The organism is Sphingomonas sp. Leaf9, from assembly GCF_001421355.1.
Classification (GTDB): Bacteria; Pseudomonadota; Alphaproteobacteria; order Sphingomonadales; family Sphingomonadaceae; genus Sphingomonas.
This window is the reverse complement of record NZ_LMKC01000001.1, coordinates 120,009-143,762: the sequence shown is the minus strand read 5'-3', so window position 1 is coordinate 143,762 and position 23,754 is coordinate 120,009. Positions and strand designations below refer to the sequence as shown.

21 protein-coding genes are annotated in these 23,754 nt (G+C 67.4%); 14 read left to right on the top strand and 7 right to left on the bottom strand.

Annotation, left to right across the window (positions count from 1 at the left end; all coding sequences use genetic code 11):
- The first annotated feature begins 8 nt into the window (after positions 1-8).
- The gene (locus ASE58_RS00680) at positions 9-1,088 is read left to right on the top strand and encodes a catalase family protein (protein WP_055817040.1); all 1,080 of its coding nucleotides are present in this window, start codon (positions 9-11) and stop codon (positions 1,086-1,088) included.
- 114 nt (positions 1,089-1,202) lie between these two features.
- Here the strand turns inward: ASE58_RS00680 and ASE58_RS00675 are convergent, their stop codons facing one another.
- From ASE58_RS00675 to ASE58_RS00660, 4 genes are read right to left on the bottom strand one after another with little or no spacing between them, the layout of a single operon-like run.
- On the bottom strand, positions 1,203-2,075 hold the full coding sequence (locus ASE58_RS00675; protein ID WP_156347547.1) for an acyl-CoA thioesterase: 873 nt from the start codon (positions 2,073-2,075) through the stop codon (positions 1,203-1,205).
- The gene (locus ASE58_RS00670) at positions 2,075-3,199 is read right to left on the bottom strand and encodes an acyl-CoA dehydrogenase family protein (protein ID WP_055761082.1); all 1,125 of its coding nucleotides are present in this window, start codon (positions 3,197-3,199) and stop codon (positions 2,075-2,077) included. The genes ASE58_RS00675 and ASE58_RS00670 overlap by 1 nt, the downstream gene beginning before the upstream one ends.
- A gap of 22 nt (positions 3,200-3,221) precedes the next feature.
- Entirely contained in the window at positions 3,222-4,400 is a 1,179-nt protein-coding gene (locus ASE58_RS00665; RefSeq protein WP_055817036.1) for an acyl-CoA dehydrogenase family protein, read from the bottom strand.
- Positions 4,397-6,421, bottom strand: coding sequence for a 3-hydroxyacyl-CoA dehydrogenase NAD-binding domain-containing protein (locus ASE58_RS00660; protein WP_055817034.1), 2,025 nt, complete (start codon positions 6,419-6,421; stop codon positions 4,397-4,399). Before ASE58_RS00660 ends, ASE58_RS00665 begins: the two co-directional genes overlap by 4 nt.
- 181 nt (positions 6,422-6,602) lie before the next feature.
- Here ASE58_RS00660 and ASE58_RS00655 point away from each other — a divergent pair, with 181 nt between their 5' ends.
- The 5 genes from ASE58_RS00655 (at position 6,603) to ASE58_RS00635 (ending at position 13,515) form a co-directional block, all read left to right on the top strand.
- Positions 6,603-8,330 (top strand): class I adenylate-forming enzyme family protein, encoded by a 1,728-nt coding sequence (locus ASE58_RS00655; RefSeq protein ID WP_055817032.1) that lies wholly within the window; start codon positions 6,603-6,605, stop codon positions 8,328-8,330.
- Between the two features lie 417 nt (positions 8,331-8,747).
- A complete protein-coding gene (locus ASE58_RS00650; RefSeq protein ID WP_055817030.1) occupies positions 8,748-10,604 on the top strand; it encodes an ABC-F family ATP-binding cassette domain-containing protein in 1,857 nt (618 codons plus the stop codon).
- Positions 10,605-11,222: 618 nt separating this feature from the next.
- Complete coding sequence (locus tag ASE58_RS00645) at positions 11,223-12,869, top strand: DNA polymerase III subunit gamma/tau (RefSeq protein ID WP_055817028.1); 1,647 nt, start codon at positions 11,223-11,225, stop codon at positions 12,867-12,869.
- Positions 12,866-13,189, top strand: a complete 324-nt coding sequence (locus ASE58_RS00640; protein WP_055761101.1) for a YbaB/EbfC family nucleoid-associated protein — start codon at positions 12,866-12,868, stop codon at positions 13,187-13,189. Before ASE58_RS00645 ends, ASE58_RS00640 begins: the two co-directional genes overlap by 4 nt.
- Positions 13,190-13,266: 77 nt before the next feature.
- The gene (locus ASE58_RS00635; RefSeq protein ID WP_055817026.1) at positions 13,267-13,515 is read left to right on the top strand and encodes a hypothetical protein; all 249 of its coding nucleotides are present in this window, start codon (positions 13,267-13,269) and stop codon (positions 13,513-13,515) included.
- A 291-nt stretch (positions 13,516-13,806) separates the two neighbouring features.
- On the opposite strand, the gene mtgA is transcribed toward ASE58_RS00635, so the two are convergent.
- From mtgA to ASE58_RS00620, 3 genes are all read right to left on the bottom strand, one after another.
- Positions 13,807-14,535 (bottom strand): monofunctional biosynthetic peptidoglycan transglycosylase, encoded by a 729-nt coding sequence (gene mtgA, locus ASE58_RS00630; protein ID WP_055817023.1) that lies wholly within the window; start codon positions 14,533-14,535, stop codon positions 13,807-13,809.
- Positions 14,536-14,700: 165 nt separating this feature from the next.
- Positions 14,701-15,606, bottom strand: coding sequence for an RNA polymerase sigma factor RpoH (gene rpoH, locus ASE58_RS00625; protein ID WP_055761109.1), 906 nt, complete (start codon positions 15,604-15,606; stop codon positions 14,701-14,703).
- A gap of 55 nt (positions 15,607-15,661) precedes the next feature.
- Complete coding sequence (locus ASE58_RS00620; RefSeq protein ID WP_055817021.1) at positions 15,662-16,615, bottom strand: RluA family pseudouridine synthase; 954 nt, start codon at positions 16,613-16,615, stop codon at positions 15,662-15,664.
- Positions 16,616-16,631: 16 nt separating this feature from the next.
- Here ASE58_RS00620 and ASE58_RS00615 point away from each other — a divergent pair, with 16 nt between their 5' ends.
- The 8 genes from ASE58_RS00615 to ASE58_RS00580 all read left to right on the top strand — a co-directional run bounded on the left by ASE58_RS00615 (position 16,632) and on the right by ASE58_RS00580 (position 23,732).
- Positions 16,632-17,126, top strand: coding sequence for a Mov34/MPN/PAD-1 family protein (locus tag ASE58_RS00615; protein WP_082467612.1), 495 nt, complete (start codon positions 16,632-16,634; stop codon positions 17,124-17,126).
- Positions 17,123-17,761 carry a histidine phosphotransferase family protein gene (locus tag ASE58_RS00610; RefSeq protein WP_055761114.1) on the top strand — a complete coding sequence of 213 codons (639 nt, stop codon included), beginning with the start codon at positions 17,123-17,125 and terminating at the stop codon, positions 17,759-17,761. Before ASE58_RS00615 ends, ASE58_RS00610 begins: the two co-directional genes overlap by 4 nt.
- Before the next feature lie 97 nt (positions 17,762-17,858).
- Positions 17,859-20,204, top strand: coding sequence for a chemotaxis protein CheA (locus tag ASE58_RS00605; protein ID WP_055817019.1), 2,346 nt, complete (start codon positions 17,859-17,861; stop codon positions 20,202-20,204).
- A gap of 2 nt (positions 20,205-20,206) precedes the next feature.
- Complete coding sequence (locus ASE58_RS00600) at positions 20,207-20,647, top strand: chemotaxis protein CheW (protein ID WP_055761121.1); 441 nt, start codon at positions 20,207-20,209, stop codon at positions 20,645-20,647.
- 63 nt (positions 20,648-20,710) lie between these two features.
- Positions 20,711-21,076, top strand: coding sequence for a response regulator (locus ASE58_RS00595; protein WP_055761124.1), 366 nt, complete (start codon positions 20,711-20,713; stop codon positions 21,074-21,076).
- Between the two features lie 11 nt (positions 21,077-21,087).
- Positions 21,088-22,134 carry a chemotaxis protein CheB gene (locus tag ASE58_RS00590; protein ID WP_082467520.1) on the top strand — a complete coding sequence of 349 codons (1,047 nt, stop codon included), beginning with the start codon at positions 21,088-21,090 and terminating at the stop codon, positions 22,132-22,134.
- The gene (locus ASE58_RS00585) at positions 22,131-22,967 is read left to right on the top strand and encodes a CheR family methyltransferase (RefSeq protein WP_235513441.1); all 837 of its coding nucleotides are present in this window, start codon (positions 22,131-22,133) and stop codon (positions 22,965-22,967) included. Before ASE58_RS00590 ends, ASE58_RS00585 begins: the two co-directional genes overlap by 4 nt.
- Before the next feature lie 75 nt (positions 22,968-23,042).
- A complete protein-coding gene (locus ASE58_RS00580) occupies positions 23,043-23,732 on the top strand; it encodes an N-acetylmuramoyl-L-alanine amidase (RefSeq protein WP_055817017.1) in 690 nt (229 codons plus the stop codon).
- The last annotated feature ends 22 nt before the right edge of the window (positions 23,733-23,754 follow it).

Below are 23,754 nucleotides of genomic sequence, written 5' to 3'. Positions count from 1 at the left end.
TTTGCCACATGACCGCCACGCTGAAACCGCCGATCCGCTATTCGGCCGGGCTGGAACAGCCACAGCCCGATGAGGCGACGACGGTCGCGCAGATGGAACAGTCTTTCGACACCATCCTCGAAACGACGTCGAAGGATTATGGCAAGGCGGTGCGCGCGGTCCATGCCAAGGGGCACGGCATCCTGAAGGGCGAGCTGACGATCCACGACGACCTGCCGCCCGAGCTGGCGCAGGGGCTGTTTGCGACGCCAGGGACGCATCCCGTGGTGATGCGGCTTTCGACCAATCCGGGTGATATCCTCGACGATGCGATCGGTTTGCCGCGTGGTCTCGCGTGGAAGGTGCTGGACGTCGAGGGGGAACGACTGCCCGGCGCGGAAGGGCGAACGCAGGATTTCGTGATGGTCAACGCGCCGGCCTTTGCCGCGCCGACGCCGCAGAAATTTGCGGGCAACCTCAAGCTGCTGGCGAAGACCACCGACAAGGCGGAATGGGCCAAGAAGGCGCTGTCCTATGTCCTGCGCGGGGCAGAGGCGGCGCTGGAAGCAGTCGGGACCGAAAGCACGTTACTGAAGACGATGGGCGGATCGAAGAACGTCCATCCGCTGGGCGAGACCTATTTCTCCGCCACGCCATTTCGCCACGGCGCGTTCGTCGCGAAATATCAGCTGGTGCCGGTGTCGCCCGACCTAATCGCGCTGACCGACCGGGTGATCGACACCAGCGGTCGTCCGGACGCGATCCGCGAGGATATGCAGGCGGATGCGGGCAAGGTACGCGGCGCATGGGAGGTCCGCGTGCAGCTGCTGCGCGATACCGACGCCCAGCCGATCGAGGATGCGGCGACGCCGTGGCCGGAGGAGGTCAGCCCGTACCTCACCGTCGCGACGATCCGCACCGATCCGCAGGATAGCTGGTCGGCCGAGAAGGTGGCCGAGGTCGACGAAAATCTGCGCTTTAGCGTGTGGACCGGGCTGGCCGCGCACCAGCCGCTGGGTGGGGTCAACCGGGTGCGCAAGCCGATCTATGACCATTCGGCGGACTATCGCCGGCGGTTCAACGGGTGTCCGTTGCACGAGCCGGGTTGAACCAGCCCAAATCGTGCTCCCGCGCAGGCGGGAGCCTAGGGCGGCAAATAGCAGCTTCGGGACAGAGTAATCCTGGGCCCCCGCCTGCGCGGGGCACGATCGCAATGGGATGCGCTATTCCCGTACCCGGACCAGTCCCTCCTGCGCGACGCTTGCAACCAATCGTCCGTCGCGGCTGAAGAAGCGGCCGCGGTTGAAGCCGCGGGCGTGGCCCGCCCAGGGGCTGTCGGTCTGGTAAAGCAGCCAGTCGTCGGCGCGGAACGGCTCGTGCAGCCATAGCGCATGGTCGAGGCTGGCGGTCTGCACCTTGTCCATCATCCAGTGGATGCCGTGGGGCAACATGCAGGTGCCGAGCAGCATCATGTCGCTGGCATAGGCCAGGATCGCGCGGTGCAGCGTCATGTCGTCGCCGATCGGCGCGGCGGCGCGGAACCAGCCATGTTGCAGCGGCACGCGGCGGGTCGGGTCGGTCCAGTGCTCCGCCTCGACCGGGCGGATTTCGATCGGGCGGGCGCGCAGGAACAGGCGGCGATATTTCTCGGGGATGCGGTCCTGCATCGCCTCGCGCAGGTCGCGGTCGGTCGGCAGCGCCTCCGGCGGCGGTACGTCGGGCATCGCGTCCTGATGCGTGAGGCCGTCTTCGGGCAGCTGGAACGACGCCGCCATGTTCAGGATCGCCTGTCCGCGCTGCATCGCAATGACGCGGGCGTTGGCGAAGCTGCGCCCGGCGAAATCGCGGACCACGCGGTAGACGATCGGATGCTGCTCATCCCCCGCCCGCAGGAAATAGGCGTGGAGCGAATGGGCGATCTTGTCCCCGCCGATCGAACGCTGGGCGGCCTGCAACGCCTGTGCGATCACCTGTCCGCCGAACACGCGACCGACCCCGCCGGGATTGCGGGCGCCGCGATACAGGTCGGTATCGATCTCCTCGATATCGAGCAGGCGGGTCAGGCCGGCGATCAGGTCGGCAGGCGTCGGCTCCATCAATAGCCCCCGGCGCGGGCCACGCGGTCGCCGTGATAGCCGATATCGCCGAACATCTCGGTCAGGACGCGGGCGCGCTTCATGAAGAAGCCGATGTCCGCCGCGTCGGTCATGCCGATGCCGCCATGCATCTGCACCGCCTCCTGCACCGACAGCGTGGCGGCCATGCCGGCCATTGCCTTGGCCACCGATACGGCGAGGTCGGCATCGGCATGCGCGTCATCAAGCAGCTGCTGCGCCTTCAGCACGGCGGCGCGGGCGACCTCCAGTTCCGAATAGAGGTGCGCGGCGCGGTGTTGCAGCGCCTGGAAGCTGCCGATGGTCTGGCCGAATTGCTTGCGCTGGCGCAGATAGTCGAGCGTGCGGGTGGCGGCGCCGTCACCGACCCCGAGCGACTCCGCCGCAGCGCCGGTGCGGGCGGCGGACAGCAGGCGGGCAAGCGGGGTGCCGCCGCCATCGACGTCGCCGACCACCGCGTCGCCATCGACCATCACATCGAAGGTCAGCCGCGCGGCGATGCTGCTGTCGACCAGCCGGCGCGGATCGGCGGTCAGGCCCGGCGTGTCGGCGGGGAGCGCGAACAGGGTCAGGCCGTCCTTGTCCTCCGCGCTGCCGGCGGTGCGGGCGACGACGAGGATCAGGTCGGCGACATGGCCGTGGGTCACGAACTGCTTGGTGCCCGACAGGCGGAAGCCGTTGCCGGCGCGCTCGGCCTTCAGGGCGATGCGGTCGTCATGCTTGGCGCGCTCGTCGATGGCGAGCGCCGCGACGGTCTTGCCGACGGCGATTGCGGGCAGCCAACGCTCGCCCGCCGTCGTCCCGGTCAGCGCGGCGACGGCGGCGACCGAGGTGGTGAGGAAGGGGGAGGGCGACAGGTTGCGACCGATCTCCTCCAGCACGATCCCGGCCTCGACATGGCCGAGGCCCAGCCCGCCGGCGCTTTCGGGCACCATCATGCCGGTAAAGCCCATCTCGGCGAACTTCGCCCACAGGTCGCGGTCGAACCCGGTCGGATCGTTGGCATCGCGCAACGTGCGCAGGTGCGCGACCGGGGCGGCTTCGCTCAAAAACTCGCGCGCGGTGTCGGCGAGCATCGTCTGATCTTCGTTCAGAAACAGGGGCATGGTGGCAATTCCTGGCAGAAGGTCACTGGGTCGGCAGGTCGAGGATACGACGCGCGACGATGTTGAGCTGGATTTCGGACGTGCCGCCCTCGATCGAATTGGCCTTGGTCCGCAGCCATGTGCGGGCGGCGGCCCCGTCGTTGCTGTCGGCACCCTCCCATTCGAGCAGGTCGCTGCCGCCCGCCGCCATCGTCAGTTCGTGGCGGGTCTTGTTCAGCTCGGTCCCGACATATTTCATCATGCTGGGCTGGGCAGGGTGCGCACGGTTGGCCTTCAGTTCGTCGCGGAAACGTTCGGACATGGCGGCGAAGGCGCGGGCGCGGACGTCGAACGTCGCGATCGCCGCGCGGAGCATCGGGTCGGCCAGCCGGCCTTGCGCGTCCAGCCCGACCGTCGCCACGGCGCGATCGATCAGCGGGCGATCGTCGGTCAGCCCCATGCCGGAAATCATCTCCCGTTCATGGCCGAGCAGATATTTGGCGACGTCCCAGCCCTTGTTCAGTTCGCCGACCAGATTGGCCTTGGGCACGCGCACATCGTCGAAAAAGGTTTCGCAAAAGGGCGAATTGCCGGAGATCAGCTTGATCGGGCGGGTGGTGACGCCGGGCGAGGCCATGTCGAACAGCAGGAAGCTGATCCCGGCCTGCTTGGTCGTACGGTCGGTACGGACGAGGCAGAAAATCCAGTCCGCCTTGTCGGCATAGCTGGTCCACACCTTCTGCCCGTTGACGATGAAGTCGTCGCCATCGTCGACCGCGCTGGTTTGGAGCCCGGCGAGGTCGGAGCCGGCGCCGGGTTCGCTATAGCCCTGGCACCAGCGGATTTCACCGCGGGCGATCTTGGGCAGATGCTCCTGCTTCTGCGCCTCGGTCCCGTATTTGAGGAGCGCGGGGCCGAGCATCGAGATGCCGAACGAATAGAGCGGGTTGCGAGCATGTATTGCCGCCATTTCCTCGCGCAATATCTTCGCTTCTGCCGGCGACAGGCCGCCGCCGCCATAGGCCGTCGGCCAGTCGGGCACGGTCCAGCCGCGCGCCGCCATCCGGTCGAGCCAGAGCTTCTGGTCGGGATTGGCGTAGGTCGGATTGCGCCCGCCCCAGGTCACGTCCCTGTCCGCACGAACCGGCTCGCGCATCGAGGGCGGGCAGTTCTCCTCCAGCCACGCACGGGTGTCGCCGCGGAATTGGGCGAGGTCGCTCATGCCGAGAACCTCCCGCCCTGTTCGGCCTTTTCGCGCAGCAGCGGGGAGACCTCGAAGCCGTGGCGGTCGAGGCCCTCGACGATCTTCTTCAACCCTTCGGTATCGGCCCAGAACATCGGCCCGCCGCGATAGACCGGCCAGCCATAACCATAGATCCAGACGACATCGATATCGGAGGCGCGCTGCGCCTTGCCCTCCTCCAGGATCTTCGCGCCTTCGTTGACCATGGTGTAGAGCGTGCGCTCGACGATCTCCTGATCGGTCACGTCGTGCTGCGGGGTGTTGGTCCGCTGGCGGAAATCGTCGATGATCTCGGCGACGCGCGGGCTGTTCGATGGCGTGCGCTTGGCATCATAATCGTAAAAGCCGGCCTGCTTCTTCTGGCCCCAGCGGCCCTCCGCAGCGAGGGCGTCGCGCAGGTTTTCGATCCGGTTGGGGTCGCGGTGCCAGCCGATGTCGACGCCGGCCAGGTCGGCCATCTGGAACGGCCCCATCGGCATGCCGAACGCGACATGGACGCGATCGACCTGTTCGGGCGTCGCGCCCTCCAGCAGCAGCTTCATCGCCTCGACCTGGCGTGGCTCCAGCATGCGGTTGCCGATGAAGCCGTGGCAGACGCCGGCGATCACCGCGACCTTACGGATCTTCTTCGCCAGCGCCATGGCGGTCGCCAGCACATCGTCGGCGGTGGCATCGCCGCGCACGATCTCCAGCAGTTTCATGACGTTGGCGGGCGAGAAGAAATGCAGGCCCACCACGTCCTGCGGCCGCTTCGTCGCGCCCGCGATGACGTTGACGTCGAGATAGCTGGTGTTGGATGCCAGGATCGCACCGGGTTTGCAGATCGCGTCCAGCTTCCCGAAAATGTCCTGCTTGACCGACATTTCCTCATACACCGCCTCGATCACCAGATCGACATCGGCCAGCGCGGTCAGGTCGAGCGAGGGGGTGAGCAGGCCCATCGCCTGGTCGACCTGTTCGGGCTTCATCCGCCCCTTGGCAGCGGTCGCGTCGTAATTCTTGCGGATGGTCGCGGTGCCGCGGTCGAGCGCGTCCTGCTGCATCTCGACGATGGTCACGGGGATGCCGGCGGACAGGAAGTTCATCGCAATGCCGCCGCCCATCGTGCCTGCGCCGATGATGCCGACCCGGTGGATCGGGCGGAGCTTCACGTCGTCGGCGATCCCGTCGATCTTCGATGCCTTGCGCTCGGCGAAGAAGATGTGGCGCTGTGCGGCCGATTGGACGCCGAACATCAGCTGCATGAACTGCTGCCGTTCGAACTCCGCCCCCTCGGCATAGGGGGTTTCGGTCGCCTTCACGATGCAGGCGATGTTGGCGGCGGGGGCGTCGAAGCCCCGGAAGCGGCGGGCGTTCGCCTGTTCGAACGCGGCGACGGCTTCCGGATCGGGCGAAAGCGAGCGTCCGGACGCGCGGGGGATGGGGCGGACGTCGGCGACGTCGCGGGCGAAGGCGATGGCGTCGGCGAGCAGGCTGTCCTCGCCGGCCAGCCGGTCGACGATGCCGGCGTCCAGCGCCTTCTTCGCCGAAATTGGATCGCCCTTCGCCACCATCTCCAGCGCGACCGAGACGCCGGCCAGACGCGGCAGGCGCTGGGTGCCGCCGGCGCCGGGGAGCAGGCCGAGCTTCACCTCGGGCGTGCCGAGCTTCGCGCTGGGCACCGCGATGCGATAATGGCTGGCGATCGCGACCTCGCACCCGCCGCCCAGCGCCGTGCCATGGATCGCGGCGACGACCGGCTTGTCCGATGCCTCGATCTGGTCGACCAGCGTGGGCAGCATCGGTTCGACCGGCGGCTTGCCGAATTCGGTGATGTCGGCCCCGGCGAAGAAGGTCCGCCCGGCGCAGGCGATGACGACCGCGCGCACCGCATCGTCGGCGGCGGCTTGCTCGATCGCGGCTTTCAGCCCGGTGCGGACGGCGGCCGACAGGGCGTTTACCGGCGGATTGTCGGCCAGTACGACCAGGACGTCGCCATGGCGTTCGGTGGTCACGGACATGTCGGGCCTTCTCCATAGGTTGCCATACCGGTCCTTCTAAACGCCGGCAGTGTTGCCGCATTCTATTGCCTTTCGCGGAACGACAATCAATAGTGCGCAGCATCGAAAAGCGGAGCGGCGGGGCAAACCCGACCTTCGACAATAGTGCGGGAGCGGTTGCGTGGCAGGTGACGAAGCAACGATGGCGGTGCCGTCCGACTGGCCGCGCATGTCGATGGCGCAGGTGCAGGCCGCGCTGACCGCGCCGGGCCAGCCGTTCGAGATGGACAGCGCCACGATCGACGGGATCGAGACGCGCGTCTGGAAGAATGCGCCGGCCAACCTGACGCAGCTGATCGCGCTGTCGCGCACCCATGGCGACCGGCTGGCGACGATCCACGAGGAGCAGCGCGTTACCTATGACGCGCAATATCGCGCCATCGCGACACTGGCCGCCGAGTTGGGCGCGATGGGGGTCGGCAAGGGCGACCGGGTGGCGCTGGCCATGCGCAACATGCCCGAATGGCCGGTCGCCTTCTTCGCGATCGTGGCGACGGGGGCGATCTGCGTGCCGCTCAACGCGTGGTGGAGCCCGCAGGAGCTGGCGTACGGCGTCAATGATTCGGGTGCGCGGGTGTTGATCGTCGACCGCCAGCGGCACGATCGGCTGGGTGGCGATTATGGCGCGATGTCGGGGCTGGAGCAGGTCGTCGTCGCGCGGGCGCGGGTGCCGCTAAGCGGTATCGAGCGGCGGTTGGAGGACGTGATCGGCGATTGTGCCGGTTATGCGACCTTGCCCGAGGTGCCGCTGCCCGACGTCGTGATCGCGCCTGACGATCCGGCAACGATCTTTTACACCAGCGGCACGACCGGGCGGCCGAAGGGGGCGCTGGGCACGCATCGCAACCTGTCGACCAATATCCTGTCGGCGGCCTATGTCGCCGCGCGATCCTATTTGCGGCGGGGTGAGATGCCGCCCGAGCCGCAACCGAAGGTCGGGTTGCTGGTCATCCCGTTCTTTCATGTGACCGCGTGCAGCGCGTCGTTGATGGGGGCGCTGGCTGGCGGCACGACATTGGTGCTGATGCGCAAATGGGATGCGGGCGAGGCGCTCAAGCTGATCGAGCGGGAGCGGGTGCAGGTGACCGGCGGCGTGCCGACGATCGCGTGGCAGTTGCTGGAGCATCCCGATCGCGCGAACCACGACCTGTCGTCGCTGGAGGTCGTGCAATATGGCGGCGCGCCGTCCGCGCCCGACCTGGTGAAGCGCATCTACGAGGTGTTCGGCGCGCTGCCCGGCCATGGCTGGGGCATGACCGAGACGATGGCGACCGTCACCCAGCATGTCGGCGAGGATTATCTGGCGCGCCCGACCAGCTGCGGTGCGCCGGTGCCGGTCGCCGACCTGAAGATCGTCGGCCCCGATGGCGTGTCTGAACAGCCGGTGGGGGCGGTCGGCGAGCTATGGGCGCGGGGACCGATGATCGTGCGCGGATACTGGAATGCACCGGAGGAGACCGCGCAGACCTTCATCGACGGCTGGGTCCGGACCGGCGACCTCGCGCGGCTGGACGAGGAGGGGTTCTGCACCATCGTCGACCGGGCGAAGGACATCATCATCCGCGGGGGTGAGAATATCTATTCGATCGAGGTCGAGGACGTGCTGTACGCGCATCCGTCGGTCACCGACGCTGCGCTGGTCGGCGTGCCCGACCGGGTGCTGGGCGAGGTGCCGGCGGCCGTCGTTCACCTGTGCCCCGGCTGCGAGGCGAGCGAGGGCGAGTTGCAAGACTTTGTTCGTGCGCGGCTTGCCGGCTTCAAGGTGCCGGTGATGGTGCGGTTTTCCGACACGGTGCTGCCGCGGAACGCCAATGGGAAGATTTTGAAAAGCGAGCTGCGCCAGATGTTTGCCGCGCCGGCCCAGGCGTAGCGCAGCTAGGCCGAGCCATGCGGCGCGGCCGGCCGGCGGCGCGTCGAGCGCCGTCCGACGACACGGGCTTTGCCCGTGGCGGGCCTTGGTGCGGATCGGTGGCCAGCGGCCAAAGTTCACTAAGTTCACACTCGCGAAGCAATTCGTGCGGCGCTGCTATTCAGTTGCAATAACGATCGCTTCAGCAGCCGTGAACCTTGTCCTTGGCCCGTATCGAGGGTGACTCCAGCCACTGCTGGGTTGACGCCTGGGGCATAGGAATGCGCGCGGCTCGTGCAGCGCGCGCAGGCGATCGGACCTGTCAAAGAGCGGGCGCGCCATGCGGCCGGGGCGGATCATGGCGGGGCGGTGCCATGTAGGAAAGCGCCTTCCGCGCCGCTCTTCGCAAACGCGGCAAAAACTGCTACGCGCCCGCCCATGCTCAATCTGAACGGTATCACGGTGCGCCTGGGCGGGCGGACGATCCTCGACAATGCCAGTGCGGCGCTGCCTCCGGGCAGCCGGGTCGGGCTGATCGGGCGCAATGGCGCGGGCAAGTCGACGCTGGTGCGGGTGATCGCCGGGCAACTCGAACCCGACAACGGCACCGCCGAAATGCCGCGCGGTTCGCGGCTCGGCTATGTCGCGCAGGAAGCACCGGCGGGCGAGGCGACGCCGTTCGACACCGTGCTGGAGGCCGATGTCGAGCGCGCCAGGCTGATGCACGATGCAGAGACGGTGACCGATCCCGACCGGCTGGGCGATATCCACGAACGGCTGCTGGCGATCGACGCCTATGGCGCGCCGGCGCGGGCGGCGCGCATTCTCGTTGGCCTCGGCTTCGACGAGGAAATGCAGCAGCGGCCGCTGGAGAGCTATTCGGGTGGCTGGCGGATGCGCGTGGCGCTGGCGGCGTTGCTGTTCAGCCAACCCGATGTGCTGCTACTCGACGAACCGTCGAACCACCTCGACCTCGAAGCGGTGATGTGGCTGGAGGATTTCCTAAAAGGCTACAAGGCGACGATCGTCGTCGTCAGCCACGAACGCGATTTCCTGAACAACGTAGTCGACCATATCCTGCACCTGCACCAGGGCAAGATTACGCTCTATCCGGGCGGCTATGACGCGTTCGAGAAGCAGCGCGCCGAACGACTGGCGCAGCTGGAGGCGGCGCGCGTCAACCAGGCGGCGCAGCGGGCCAAGCTGCAGGAATATGTCGCCAAGAACTCGGCGCGAGCCTCGACCGCGAAGCAGGCGCAGTCGCGGCTGAAGATCCTCGCCAAGATGAAGCCGATCGCGGCGATGGCGGAGGACCCCAGCCTGTCGTTCGACTTTCCCGATCCCGACGAGCTGCGCCCGCCGCTCATCACGCTCGACATGGCGAGCGTCGGGTATAACGATACGCCGATCCTCAAGCGGCTGAACCTGCGCATCGATCCCGAGGATCGCATCGCGCTGTTGGGCCGCAACGGCAACGGCAAGACGACGCTGGCGCGGCTGCTGGCGGCGCAGTTGGCGCCAATGGACGGCGATATGAACGCCGCGGGCAAGATGAAGGTCGGCTATTTCACCCAGTATCAGGTGGAGGAGCTGAGCACCGACGACACCCCGCTGGAGCATATGACGCGCCAGATGAAGGGCGCGTCGCCCGCTGCTGTCCGGGCGCAGCTGGGGCGGTTCGGCTTTTCGGGCGACAAGGCGATCACGCTGGTCGGCAAGCTGTCGGGCGGGGAGCGGGCGCGGTTGGCGCTGGCGCTGATTACGCGGGATGCGCCGCACATGCTGATCCTCGACGAACCGACCAACCACCTGGACGTCGATGCGCGTGAAGCGCTGGTGCAGGCGCTCAACGCCTATACCGGTTGCGTGCTGTTGGTCAGCCACGACCGCCACATGCTGGAGGCGACCGCCGACCGCCTGGTGCTGGTCGATGAGGGGACCGCGAAGGAGTTCGACGGGACGATCGACGATTATATCGCGCTGATCCTCGGCAATTCGGCGAAGGAAAAGGCGGCCAAGGCCAACAAGAAGAACGACCGCAAGGCCGCCGCCGAAGCGCGCGAAAAGGCGCAGGTGCTGAAGAAGGGCGCGCAGGCGATCGAACGCGATCTGGCGCGGCTGACCGAACAGCGCGATGCGCTGGACGCGGCGATGGCGGGGAACGCGATCCCGGCACTGGCGAAGCTGACCATGGCGCAGCTGATGAAGCGCCGCGCGAGCCTCGATACCGAGATCGAGGTGGCGGAGACGAAGTGGATGGAGGCGAACGAAGCGTTGGAGGCTTTGGCGGCGTAGCTGCTGTTGGTGTAACCTATATGGCGGCGAGGGGCTTATGCGTAAGCGGACGATGTGCGCTTCTCTGGCGCCACTGTTCCTGATCCTGACGACAGCATGTGGGGAAGTCGGTCGGGACGCAGGCTCCAATGGAGGCTCCGATGCAGGCTGGGAATACCGGCCGGAGCACCACGGGTACTCGACTCGTCTAGACTATCGGTGGGGTGATCAAGAGCAGACTGTTTTCTCTGCCTCTTGCCGAGGCGCTCCGAGCTACGCACTTGTCTCAGGCGGTTATTCGATGGCCGCGCGAGAATTCACCCTTACCGTGGACGATCGGGTCTGGTCTCTGCCAACCTCTGGGGATGCGCTCGAAGTAGACCGCTACGCGCCGGCCTCGGTGATCAGCGCCGCCGAGCACCGTATCGTCTTTGCGGTGGGAGAATGGCGGCGCGAATTGCGCCCCGCACCCATCTTGAAGACATTCGTGCAAGACTGCGCCCGACGATCGCTGCCGGGGAACCGGGGCGTCAGACGCGCTTCGTAGACCGGTCCGCCGGACCTTTCTGAGATACATTCGGACAAAGGTCATTTGCACGACAGGCGACACCGCCGCCACCACCCGCTAAGACACCCCCAATGTCCGACTCCTTCCTCGCCCTCGACATCCCCGAACAGCCTGCCGCCGCGCAGCCCTACCGCGTGCTGGCGCGCAAATATCGGCCGCAGACGTTCAGCCAGCTGATCGGGCAGGATGCGATGGTCACGACGCTGGGCAATGCGATCAAGCGCGGGCGGCTGGCGCACGCCTTCCTGCTGACCGGCGTGCGCGGGGTCGGCAAAACGTCGACCGCGCGGCTGATCGCCAAGGCGCTGAACTGTATCGGGCCGGACGGACAGGGCGGGCCGACGATCGATCCGTGCGGGGTGTGCGAGCCGTGCCGGGCGATTGCCGAGGGGCGGCATATCGACGTGATCGAGATCGACGCCGCGTCGAACAACGGCGTCGACAGCGTGCGCGAAATGACCGAGGCGGTGCGCTATGCCGCGGTGTCGGCGCGCTTCAAGATCTACATCATCGACGAAGTGCACATGATGTCGACGCCAGCGTTCAATGCGCTGCTGAAGACGCTGGAAGAGCCGCCCGCGCACGTCAAGTTCCTGCTGGCGACGACCGAGGTGCACAAGGTGCCGGTGACGGTCCTGTCGCGTTGCCAGCGGTTCGACCTGCGGCGGATTCCGGCCGATCTGCTCAGCCAGCATTTCGCGCATGTCGTGGAAGCCGAGGGCGTCGAGGCGGAGCCGGAGGCGCTGCAACTGATCGCGCGCGCGGCCGAAGGGTCGGCGCGCGACGGGCTGTCGATTCTGGACCAGGCGATCGCGCATGGCGGGCTGGACGGTGAAGGCGTGCGCGCCGATGCGGTTCGGCAAATGCTGGGCTTGTCGGATAGGGGCGCGATCCGCACGCTGTTCGACCTGTTGCTGAAGGCCGATGCGCCGGGGGCGCTGAAGGCATTGCGGGCGCAATATGATCTGGGCGTCGATCCGGCGTCGGTGCTGCGGACGCTGCTGGAAACGGTGCATGCGGTGACGATCGTCAAGGTCGGCGGCGACCGCGGTCCGGGCCAGTCGGCGGAGGAGCGCGACGCGTTCGATGGATGGAGCGCGCTGTCGTTCCCGATGCTGCATCGGCTGTGGCAGTTGCTGCTCAAGGGCCATGAGGAAGTGTCGCGCGCGGCGCTGCCGATCGAGGCGTGCGAAATGGCGTTGCTGCGCATCGTCCATGCATCGTCGCTGCCCGATCCGGGGACGCTGGCGAAGCAGCTGGCCGCCGGGCAGATGCCGGCGATCGGGGCGCCTGCCACTCCGGCACCGGCGCCTGCCGCCGAGCCGGTGGCGGTAGCCGATCCGCTGCCCGAGACGGCCGAGCAGATCGCGACCCTGCTGTCGAAGCATGGGCGGCATTCGCTGGAGGCGCAGTTTCGCAATTGCGCGCGGCTGATCCGGCTGGAGCCGCAACTGGTCGAGCTGAGCGGGGCGCGGCCCTTGCCCGCCGACTTCACGCGTGATCTGGAAAATGCGCTGAAGGGGATCACCGGCAGCCATTGGCGCGTTCTGATCGGCGAGGGTGCGGGGGAACCGACCTTGCGCGAACAGGAAACGGCCAAGGCGGAATCGGAACGCGAACAGGTCCTCAAATCGCCGCTGGTACAGGCGGCACTGGCGGCGTTTCCGGACGCCACCCTCGATCATTGGCAACGCAGCGACGGGAGTATCGCGCGATGAAGAATCTCGACGACATCATGGCCATGGCGCAGAACGTGCAGAACGAACTGACCAAGGCGCAGGCGAACCTCGACACGATCGAGGTCGACGGACAATCGGGCGGCGGGCTGGTGAAGGTCCGCGCGTCGGCCAAGGGGCGCATCCTGGGCGTCGATATTGACGACTCGCTGTTGCAGCCGGGCGAGAAGCAGATGCTCGAAGACCTGATCGTCGCGGCGTTCAACGATGCGCGGGCGAAGGCGGATGCGGCGAGTTCGACCGAAATGTCGAAGCTGACCAACGGCCTGCCGCTGCCGCCGGGGTTCAAGCTGCCGTTCTGAGCGGTTTGGAACGCTGCTGGAACAAGCGGCGGACGTGACGGTTCTTGGGCATATCAACCTGACAGGGAGAGGATGCCATGGACCGCGACCGGATCGAAACGAACCCCAATGGCGCACCGCAGACGGTCATCGTCGAGCGGCGCGGATCGGGCGGCGGGCTGTTGATTGGCCTTGCCATCCTGCTCGCGGTGATCGTCGGGGCCTATTTCCTGCTGAACAATGCGAACAACGACAATGCGCGGACCGGCGCGGTGACGTCGGCGGCGAAGAGCGTCGGCGACGCGGCGGACAAGGCGGGGGATGCGGTGGAGCGGGCGACGAAGTAACCTGATCTCGTCATCTTCGGACCGATCGACCTCCCGTTCACTTGATGGGGAGCGGTTACTCGATTCCCCCTCGTCACTCCCGCGTAGGCGGGAGTCCATATGCGCCAGCGTCGCCAATCCTGCCGAAACGTCAGCGTTTATGGATCCCCGCCTGCGCGGGAATGACGAGAAATCCAGAATGATCGTTAGATGTCGATCGGCCCTCGGAACTGGCGTCACCCCCGCGTAGGTTGGGGTGATCTGTTATGGCGGGCGGTCAGTGCCATCTCTTCGCCGGGAGACGGACGGCGGTTATTTCAGGCAGTTGTCCAGCCGCTCGCGCTGCACGATCCCGATGCGGCGTTCGATCGTGCGGGCGTAGCGGCGGGTGAAGCCGGTCGGCGCGATGCCGGCGCGCTTCTTGGGTAACGGCAGGACGGCGGCGATCTGGGCCGCTTCGCGTGCGCCCATCTTGTCGGCGCCGTGCTTGAAATAGCGGCGGGTGCCGGCCTCCACGCCGTAGGTGCCGATGCCGGTCTCGGCGACGTTGAGATAGACTTCCATGATCCGCCGTTTGCCCCACATCGCTTCGATCAGGACGGTGAAATAGGCTTCCATGGCCTTGCGGAAAAAGCCGCCGCCCTGCCACAGAAAGACGTTCTTTGCGGTCTGCTGGCTGATGGTCGATCCGCCGCGGATGCGGCCCCCTTCGGCATTGCGGCGGGCGGCGTTGGCGATGGCGAGATAGTCGAAGCCGTTATGCGCGCAGAAGCGGCTGTCTTCGCCGGCGATGACCGCGCGGGGCATGTCGGGGTCGATCTTCGACAGCGGGCGCCACGATTTGGTGACGCCGTGGCCGGTCGGCACGTCGCCCAGCATGGTGATGGTGATCGGCGGGGGGACGAAGCGCAGGATCAGGACCCAGAGGACCGAGAGGATTACGAAGCCGAGGACGAGTTTGATGGCCCAGCCGGTAAGGCGGCGGCCCCAGTTGCTGTGGTTAGCGGTGGACTTTGGGCGGGATGCGGAGCGGGCGGGCATGGAAGCTCGCTAGCGGTAGCAAGCGGGGAAGGGCAAGGTGGCAACTGGCGTTGTTGCAGGAGCCGTGGGCGACATGGGTTATGGATCCCGGCCTTCGCCGGGATAACGAAGGGGCGGTGGGGATGACGGAGCGGGGCGGCGGGTTTGGCCCGCCACCCCTTCAGCTTACACCGCCGCGAGCATCCGGCGGTCGCCGGCGAGGCGCATCATTGCCTTTTGCAGCTTTTCGAACGCGCGCACCTCGATCTGGCGGACGCGTTCGCGGCTGACGCCGTAGACCTGGCTCAGCTCTTCCAGCGTCTTGGGATCGTCGGTCAGGCGGCGTTCGGTCAGGATGTGCTTTTCACGGTCGTTGAGGTCGTCCATCGCCTCGACCAGCATGCCGTGGCGGACATCGGCTTCCTGCGCCTCGGCGACGACCGAGTCCTGCAAGGGGCTGTCATCGGCCAGCCAGTCCTGCCACTGGCTCTCGCCATCCTCGCGCATCGGGACGTTGAGCGACGTGTCGCCGCCCATCGCCATGCGGCGGTTCATCGACGTCACCTCGTCCTCGGTCACGCCGAGGTCGGTCGCGATCTTGGCGAGATGTTCGGGTGAGAGGTCGCCATCCTCGAACGCGTCGAGCTTCGACTTCATCCGGCGCAGGTTGAAGAACAGCTTCTTCTGCGCCGCCGTGGTGCCCATCTTCACGAGGGACCACGACCGCAGGATGAATTCCTGGATCGAGGCGCGAATCCACCACATCGCGTAGGTCGCGAGGCGGAAACCGCGATCGGGTTCGAATTTCTTCACCCCCTGCATCAGCCCGATATTCCCTTCGGAAATCAGTTCGCTGACCGGCAGGCCATAGCCGCGATAGCCCATGGCGATCTTTGCGACGAGGCGCAGGTGCGAGGTGACGAGCTGGGCTGCCGCTTCCGGATCGCCATGTTCCTGAAACCGCTTGGCGAGCATATATTCCTGCTCGGGCGCAAGGATCGGGAACTTGCGGATTTCCGAGAGATAGCGGTTGAGGCTCGCCTCGCCGCCAAGCGCCGGGATCGTCGCCGGGACGTTGCTGCCAGTTGCCATCGCGTGAAACTCCCTTTGTCCTTGTAGCGACGCCGCAGTGCGGAATCGCCGAAACCTATACGTGAAGATGGTCCAACAGTTCCTGCATGTCTGCCGGAAGGTCACTATCGAACGACAAAGCGTTTTTTGTGACCGGATGGATGAACCCCAGATGGGCGGCGTGCAATGCCTGTCGGGCGAAATCGAGCGTTTCCAATTGCGCCTTCAATGCCGGTCGCCGTCCGGCATAGACCGGATCGCCCAGCAGCGGGTGGCCGATCGACGCCATGTGCACCCGCACCTGATGGGTGCGCCCGGTTTCCAGCCGGCATTCGATCAGCGATGCGCCGTTCAGCTGCCGAAGTTTGCGAAAGTGGGTCACCGCATGTTTAGCGGTGGGGCTGTGGACGATCGCCATCTTCTTGCGATCATTGGGGGATCGCGCCAGCGGGGCGTCGATCATACCTGTCGAAGTTAACACCCGGCCCGCCGCGATCGCCAGATAGCGCCGGTCGATGCTGTGATCCTTGAACTGCCGCGCCAGCCCTTCGTGCGTCACGTCGTTCTTGGCGACGACCAGCAGGCCCGACGTATCCTTGTCGATGCGGTGGACGATGCCCGGCCGCGCGACGCCGCCGATCCCCGACAGCTTGCCCGCGCAGTGGTGGAGCAGCGCGTTGACCAGCGTCCCGTCCAGATTGCCGGCGGCCGGGTGGACGACCAGACCGGCGGGCTTGTCGACGACGATCAGGTGCTCGTCCTCATAGGCGACGACCAGCGGAATATCCTGCGCGATATTATCCAGTGGCACGGCGGCGGGCAGGGTGATGGTGAAGACCTGTCCGGCGGCGACTTTCCGCTTGCCGTCCGCCACCGGACCATCGGCGCTGTGGACATGGCCGGCGGCCATCAGCGCCTTGATCCGTTCGCGCGACAGGTCGGCGACGACATCGGCCAATGCCTTGTCGATCCGTTGCCCGTGCGCCGCGTCGGTGATGCGCGCCTCGATCGTGGAAACCCCCCGGTCCATTGGGTAGGAGATGGCGATGGAACCGAAATTTTCAAGCGATCTGCTGCAGCGACTGTTACGGGACGCCAACGAAAATCCGGTCGAGATATGCGGCATCCTGCGGGGAACGGATGGGCACATCGCCGTGGCGGAACCGGCGGGAAATGTCGCGGCCGATCCGGCGCGGTATTTCGAAATCGACCCGGCGGTGCTGTTCGGCGCGCTGCGTGATGCCCGGCGGGGCGGGGCTGCGGTGCTCGGCTGGTATCATTCGCATCCCTCGGGCAGCGCCGACCCGTCGCTGACCGATGCGGCGCAGGCGGCGGCGGACGGGATGTTGTGGCTGATCATGGGCGGCGGGACCGCGCGGCTGTGGCGGGCGGTCGCCAATGGCGCACGGTACGGCCGGTTCGATCCGGTCGCCTTCGCGGTATCCACCGGTGGCCACGTTGAAAAAAACTGCGAAGCGGTGCACATGGACGGGGCCGGGCGGACGATGACGTTCGCCAAAGCACAAGGGTCGTCGCATTGAACATCAGCCCAGCCGATTTCGCCAGCCTGCTGTGTTCGCGATTGTGCCATGACCTGCTCAGCCCCGTGGGTGCGCTCAACAACGGGCTGGAGCTGCTGGCCGACGAACATGATCCGGACATGCGCGCCCGCTGCCTCGAACTGCTGGCGGACAGCGCGCGGGCTTCGGCCAACAAGCTGAAATTCTTTCGCCTGGCGTTCGGTGCGTCGGGTGGCCTGGGCGATTCGATCGATACGCGCGAAGCCCGCGCCGCATTGGAAGGGCTGTTCGGCGACAACCACCGGGTACAGCTCGGCTGGATGGTCGATGCGCCGTCGCTGCCGAAGCCGGCGGTGAAGGTGCTGCTGAACCTCGCGCTGATCGCGGGCGACGCGCTGGTGCGCGGCGGGCAGCTGGACATCGGGGCGGAGCGGACGGCGAACGGCATCGATATCGCGGTGCGGGCCGATGGCCTGCGCATCGTGCTGGACGCCGAATTGCGTGGTGCGTTGCTGGGCGATGCCGCGATGATGACGCCACGCGCCGCCGCCGCCTGCCTTGCGCGCGAGCTGGTCGAACAGAGCGGCGGCACGTTGCAGGTGTCGCCGGTGGATTCGCCGGTGCTGCTGTTCGGGGCGTCGCTGGTCACGGGGTGACGTTCGTGGCGGTGGAGGGGAGCGCGATCCCTTTCCCGCACTAACTACGTCTTAACCTGATCCCGCCCATGGTCGCGCCACAACCGGGCGGGGCCGCATGGACGATCTGTTACAGGAATTCATTGCGGAGACGCGCGAGACGCTGGAGGCGTTGTCGACGGAGGTCGTCGCGTGGGAGGCCGCGCCCGACGATCGCGCCCGGCTGGATGCCATTTTCCGCTTCGTCCACACGGTGAAGGGCAGCTGCGGCTTCCTCGACCTGCCGCGCCTGCTGCGCCTCAGCCATGCTGCCGAGGATACGCTGTGCGAGGTGCGCGACGGCAAGCGGCGGCCCGACCGGTTCCTGGTCGACGCCGTGCTGGCGATCATCGACCGGATCGGTGAGCTGGTCGAGGCGATCGACGCCGGCCTGCCGCTGACCGACGAGGGCGAGGACGAGCTGATCGCCGCGCTGGCACCGGGCGCAAGCGTCGCGCAGGCGATGACCCCGCTGGCGGCGGCTGCGATCGCGCAGGGCCGCGCGCCGCTGCGCAGCGTCCGGCTGAACGTCGACCTGCTCGACCGGATGATGAGCGGCATGTCGGACATGGTGCTGGTCCGTAACGAACTGATCCGGCGGCTGCGCGACCTCGACCTCGATCCGGCGGTCGAAGGCGCGCTGGAGCGGTTGTCGGCGTCGGTCGCCGACATGCGCGACGCGGTGACGCGGACGCGGATGCAGAAGATCGAGACGCTGTTCTCCCCGCTGCCGCGCATCGTGCGCGACACGGCGGCGGCGGTGGGCAAGGCAGTGACGCTGAGCGTCGACGGCGCCGATGTCGAGCTGGACCGCGAGATGATCGAGGTGATGCGCGACCCGCTGGTCCACCTGGTCCGCAACGCGATCGACCATGGCATCGAGCCGCCGGCCGAACGCCGCCGGGCGGGCAAGCGCGAGAGCGGGCGGCTGCACGTCGCCGCGCGGCAATCGGGCAACCAGATCGTCATCGAGATCATCGACGACGGGCGCGGCATCGACACCGAGCGGCTGATCGCGAAGCTGGCGGGCAGCGGGCAGCGCAGCGAGGCGGAGCTGCGGCGGCTGACCGCGCGCCAGCAATGCGAGCTGGTGTTCGCGCCGGGGCTGTCGTCGCGCGACGTCGCAACCGAGATTTCGGGGCGGGGCGTCGGCATGGACGTGGTGCGCGCGGCGATCGACCAGATCGGCGGGCGGATCACGCTGGACAACAAGCCCGGCCGCGGACTGCGCATCGCGGTGCAGGTGCCGCTGACGCTGTCGATCGTGTCGACGATCGTCGTACGCGCGGGCGAGCATCGCTTCGCCATTTCGCGCCAGACGATCGGCGAGATCGTGCGGGCGCGCGGCGCAAACTTCCGCATCGACCAGCTGGGCGATATCCGCATCGCGCAGATTCGCGATCGGCGGCTGCCGGTGGTCGACCTGTGCGCGGTGCTGGGCGTCGAACCGCGCCCCGATGCGGCGGGCAAGATGATGGTCGTGGTCGGCATCGGCGCGGGCGATTTTGCGGTCGCGGTCGACGAGGTGCTGGATACCGAGGAACTGGTGGTGAAGCCCGCCGCACCGGCGGTGATGGCGACCGGGCTGTTCGCCGGACAGACGCTGCCCGATACCGGACAGCCGATGCTGATGCTCGATTGCGCCGGGGTGGCGCATGCCGCCGGGCTGACCTTCGCCGATGCGATGGACCGCGAACTGGCGGCAGAGGCGGAAGCGGTCGAGGAACCGGGCATCGCCGCGCTGCTGTTCGACGACCTCGACGGGCGGCGGCGGGTGATCCCGCTGGGGGTGATCGACCGGATCGAGCGGATTCGCGCCGGCAGCCTGCAACGCAGCACCGGGCGCATCTGGCTGGCAATCGACGGGCGGGTGCTGCCGGTGGTGGCCACCGCGGACGATGCGGTCGACCGGGTGACGACGGTCCTGCGGCTGACCGATGGCATGGTCGAACTGGCCTATGCCATCGACGATGCGGTGGACATCGTGATGCTGCCCGAACTGGCGGCATCGGCGGCCGAATTCGGGCCGAGCGGGGGCATCGTGCTGCTGGAGGGCGAACAGGTCGAACAGGTCGATCCGCTGTGGCTGTTCCAGCGCCATGCCCATGCAGTGGCACCGGCGATGGGCAAAGCGGTCGCCGCGCGGCCGACCTGCCTGCTGGCCGATGGCGGGACGGGATGGATGCGCACCTTCCTGCGGCCGATGCTGGAGCAGGCGGGCTATCGCGCGGTCGAGCGGCTGGCGGAGGACGAACGGCCTGCGCTGGTGCTGGCGCAGGCGGAGGATTCGTCGGCGGTGGTCCCCGGCGGGCGGACGCCGGTCGTCCGGCTGCGGGCGTCGGTCGCCGATACCGGCGATGGCAGCATCTATCGCTACGACCGCGAAGGCGTGTTGCATGCGGTGCGACAGGCAGTGGGGAAGTGACGATGCAGCAGCTGTTCCTCCTTGCCCGTGTCGCCGGACAGGATGTCGCGATCCTGTCGGATCATGTCGAATCGGTGGTGGATATCACGGCGGTGTCGCCGGTGCCGCGCACGGCGCGTGCGGTGTGCGGCCTTGCCGCGCTGCGCAGCCGGGTGGTGACGGTGATCGACACCGCGACCGCGATCGATCCGGCGCACCCATCGTCCCCGCGCCGTCGGGCGGTGGTGACGCAGGTCGATGGCCATCATTACGCGCTGCTGGTCGACATGCTCGACGATGCTTATCGCTGCGAATTGCGGCCGCTGACGTCGGGCCTGATGCCCGGCGCGGCATGGGCGGCGGTCGTCGCCGGGGTCATCGACCATGACGATCGCGCGGTCCTTGTCCTCGACCTGTCCGCCGTCGTCGCGCGGACGGCCGGCGGCGAACGGGTCGCTGCCTGACCCCTTTAACGGCCTGCTTACGAACTGCCGTTAGGCTGGCCTGGTATACAGTAGGATGTCGTCATGAAGAACTGTCTGGTCGTCGATGATTCGAAGGTGATCCGCAAGGTCGCCCGGCACATCCTGGAAACGTTGCAGTTCGAGGTCCGCGAAGCGGGCGACGGGCGCGAGGCGCTGGACCGTTGCGCTGAACAGCAGCCCGATGTCATCCTGCTCGACTGGAACATGCCGGTGATGAGCGGCATGGATTTCCTGCGCGCGCTGCGCGAAAGCGATGGCGGGCAGCATCCCAAGGTGGTGTTCTGTACCACCGAGAACGGCATGGCCTATATCCGCGCCGCGATCGAGGCCGGGGCCGACGAATATGTGATGAAGCCGTTCGATCGCGAGACGCTGGAGAGCAAGCTCCAGATCGTCGGCGTCGCGTAACGACGACGGACGTGGTCGCGGCCTGTCCCAAACCGGCGGCGTCCGTATCCGGGGCGCTGCGCGTCCTGATCGTCGATGATTCGGCGGTCACGCGCTGCGTCATCGCCCGGATCGTCGATGCGATCCCCACCTATGAAGTGATCGCGGCGGTCGGCAGCATCGCGCAGGCGCTGGCCGTGCTGGGCGACCGGCCGGTCGACCTGATCCTGCTCGACATCAATCTGCCGGGGACCGACGGGCTGACCGGGCTGCCGGCACTCACCGCGCTTGCCCCCGATGCGCGGGTCATCGTCCTGTCGGGCAGTTGCACCGCCGGATCGCCGACGGCGCTGCACGCGATGGCGCTGGGTGCGGCGGCGACGCTTGCCAAGCCCGAATCGTCGCCGCTGGCCGGCAATTTCGCCCATCGGCTGACCGCGCTGGTCGCCGATGTGATGGCGACGACACCACGATCGGCGGTCGCCTCGGCGGCGCGGGGCGATGTGTTCGACATCATCGCCATCGGCGCCTCGACCGGCGGCATTCATGCGATGGCCCCGCTGTTGCGCGCATTGCCCGACAACCTCGACGTGCCGATCCTGATTACCCAGCATCTGCCGGGATCGTTCACCGGCTATTTCGCGCAGCAGCTGGCGACGCTGGCCCGGCGACCGGTCGACGTGGCGCGCGACAGCCTGCGCATCCAGCGCGGGCGGATGATCCTGGCGCCGGGCGACGCGCATATCCGTGTCGTATCGACGACCGACGGGGCGGCGACCCGGCTCGACCGCGCGCCTGCGATCAGCGGGTGCATGCCCTCCGTCGACCCCATGTTCGAATCGGTGGCCGAGGTATTCGGGCAGCGCGCGCTGGGCGTCGTCCTGTCGGGCATGGGCCGTGACGGATGCCGCGGTGCCGAACGCATTCGCGCGGCCGGCGGCGTGGTCGCGGTGCAGGACCAGAACAGCTCCGTCGTCTGGGGCATGCCCGGCGCCATCGCCGAAAGCGGCCTTGCCTCCACCATCGGTACCCCCGACCAGCTGGGCGCGTTCATCGCCCGCAGAAAGCGTTCCGCATGACGATGCCGCAGGCCGCACCCCCGATGAGCCACGCCGCGCACAAGATCGTCAGCCTGCTGGAACAGCGTACCGGGCAACAGCTCGACGCCGGGCGGGCATGGCGGATCGACAGCGCATTGCAGCCGATGCTGCGCGAACGCGGCCTTGCCTCGCTGGACGAACTGGTCGCGCGGATCGCGGCGGGCGGGCGCTGCGAAGCGGGGCTGGCCGACCTGGTGGTCGATGCGCTGCTGAACCAGGAAACGTCGTTCTTCCGCGATTCGTCGGTGCTCGACCAGGTGATCGGCGCGGCGCACGACATGGCGGGCGACACGCCGCGCCGGCTGCGCATCTGGTCGGCGGCCTGTTCGACCGGGCAGGAGCCGCTGTCGCTGGCGATGCTGTTCGCCGAGGCGCAGGAGCAGGGCGGGATGACGCTTCCCGAAATCCGCGCGACCGATATTTCCGCGCGCGCGCTGCTGCGGGCGCGGTCGGGCCGCTATACCCAGTTCGAAATCCAGCGCGGCCTGTCGATCCGGCGGATGATGCGCTGGTTCGAACTGCGCGACGAGTTGTGGGAAGCGAGGCCGGAACTGCGGCTGCGCCTGCTATACAGCCAGCAGAACCTGATGTCCGACCCGATGCCGGCCGGAAAGTTCGATATCGTGCTGTGCCGCAACGTGCTGATGTACCTGTCGCCGGCGGCGCGGCGGGCGGTGCTGGAGCGGATCGCGGGGGTGCTGCGTCCCGGCGGGCTGCTGGTGCTGGGGGCGGGCGAAACGGTGATCGGGCATAGCGACGCGCTGGTCCCGTCCGAACGCTATCGCGGCATGTACCGGCTCGCCGCGCACTAGCCCCGCCCCGGCAGGCTTGCCTTTCCCCGCGTCCGGCCGCAAGCGAGGGGCAGGATGGGCGAGGGGAGGGCCGGGATGGACATGATCGATACGCCGTCGCCGAACTTCGGCGAACGCAGCCTGCCGATCACCATGATCGTCCTGCACTATACCGGCATGACCGACGCGGCGTCGGCGATCGCGCGGCTGACCGATCCGGCGGCGCAGGTGTCGGCGCATTACCTGATCGACGAGGACGGCACGATCTACCGCATGGTCGCGGAGGACAAGCGCGCGTGGCACGCCGGCCGGGCGCACTGGCGCGGGATCACCGACGTCAACAGCGCGTCGATCGGCATCGAACTGGTCAATCCGGGGCATGAATGGGGCTATCGTGCCTTTCCCGATGCGCAGGTCGACGCGCTGATCCCGCTGGTGCACCAGATCAAGGACCGGCACGCGATCACGCGCGGCAATGTCGTCGGCCATTCGGATATCGCGCCGCTGCGCAAGCAGGACCCGGGCGAGCTGTTCCCGTGGAACCGGCTGGCGCGGTTGCGGCTGGCGCTGCCCCGCCCGACCCGCAACCTGATGGACCCCGGCTGGAGCGATGCCGGGTTCCTGCTGGCGCTCGAACGTTTCGGCTATGACGTGGCCGATGCGACCGCCGCGGTCACCGCGTTCCAGCGGCGGTTCCGGCCGGAAATGGTCGACGGGATCATCGATGGCGAATGCCGGATGCTCCTCCTCGCGCTGTTGCTGCCAAAGCCGCAAGGCGACGATTGAACCGGCGCCTCCGGTCGGCTAG

Coding starts and splice junctions, on each gene's coding strand:
- ASE58_RS00680 (WP_055817040.1), top strand. CDS start 9: ATGACCGCCACGCTGAAACCGCCGATCCGCTATTCGGCCGGGCTGGAA.
- ASE58_RS00675 (WP_156347547.1), bottom strand. CDS start 2,075: ATGGAGCCGACGCCTGCCGACCTGATCGCCGGCCTGACCCGCCTGCTC.
- ASE58_RS00670 (WP_055761082.1), bottom strand. CDS start 3,199: ATGCCCCTGTTTCTGAACGAAGATCAGACGATGCTCGCCGACACCGCG.
- ASE58_RS00665 (WP_055817036.1), bottom strand. CDS start 4,400: ATGAGCGACCTCGCCCAATTCCGCGGCGACACCCGTGCGTGGCTGGAG.
- ASE58_RS00660 (WP_055817034.1), bottom strand. CDS start 6,421: ATGTCCGTGACCACCGAACGCCATGGCGACGTCCTGGTCGTACTGGCC.
- ASE58_RS00655 (WP_055817032.1), top strand. CDS start 6,603: ATGGCGGTGCCGTCCGACTGGCCGCGCATGTCGATGGCGCAGGTGCAG.
- ASE58_RS00650 (WP_055817030.1), top strand. CDS start 8,748: ATGCTCAATCTGAACGGTATCACGGTGCGCCTGGGCGGGCGGACGATC.
- ASE58_RS00645 (WP_055817028.1), top strand. CDS start 11,223: ATGTCCGACTCCTTCCTCGCCCTCGACATCCCCGAACAGCCTGCCGCC.
- ASE58_RS00640 (WP_055761101.1), top strand. CDS start 12,866: ATGAAGAATCTCGACGACATCATGGCCATGGCGCAGAACGTGCAGAAC.
- ASE58_RS00635 (WP_055817026.1), top strand. CDS start 13,267: ATGGACCGCGACCGGATCGAAACGAACCCCAATGGCGCACCGCAGACG.
- mtgA (WP_055817023.1), bottom strand. CDS start 14,535: ATGCCCGCCCGCTCCGCATCCCGCCCAAAGTCCACCGCTAACCACAGC.
- rpoH (WP_055761109.1), bottom strand. CDS start 15,606: ATGGCAACTGGCAGCAACGTCCCGGCGACGATCCCGGCGCTTGGCGGC.
- ASE58_RS00620 (WP_055817021.1), bottom strand. CDS start 16,615: ATGGACCGGGGGGTTTCCACGATCGAGGCGCGCATCACCGACGCGGCG.
- ASE58_RS00615 (WP_082467612.1), top strand. CDS start 16,632: ATGGAACCGAAATTTTCAAGCGATCTGCTGCAGCGACTGTTACGGGAC.
- ASE58_RS00605 (WP_055817019.1), top strand. CDS start 17,859: ATGGACGATCTGTTACAGGAATTCATTGCGGAGACGCGCGAGACGCTG.
- ASE58_RS00600 (WP_055761121.1), top strand. CDS start 20,207: ATGCAGCAGCTGTTCCTCCTTGCCCGTGTCGCCGGACAGGATGTCGCG.
- ASE58_RS00595 (WP_055761124.1), top strand. CDS start 20,711: ATGAAGAACTGTCTGGTCGTCGATGATTCGAAGGTGATCCGCAAGGTC.
- ASE58_RS00585 (WP_235513441.1), top strand. CDS start 22,131: ATGACGATGCCGCAGGCCGCACCCCCGATGAGCCACGCCGCGCACAAG.
- ASE58_RS00580 (WP_055817017.1), top strand. CDS start 23,043: ATGGACATGATCGATACGCCGTCGCCGAACTTCGGCGAACGCAGCCTG.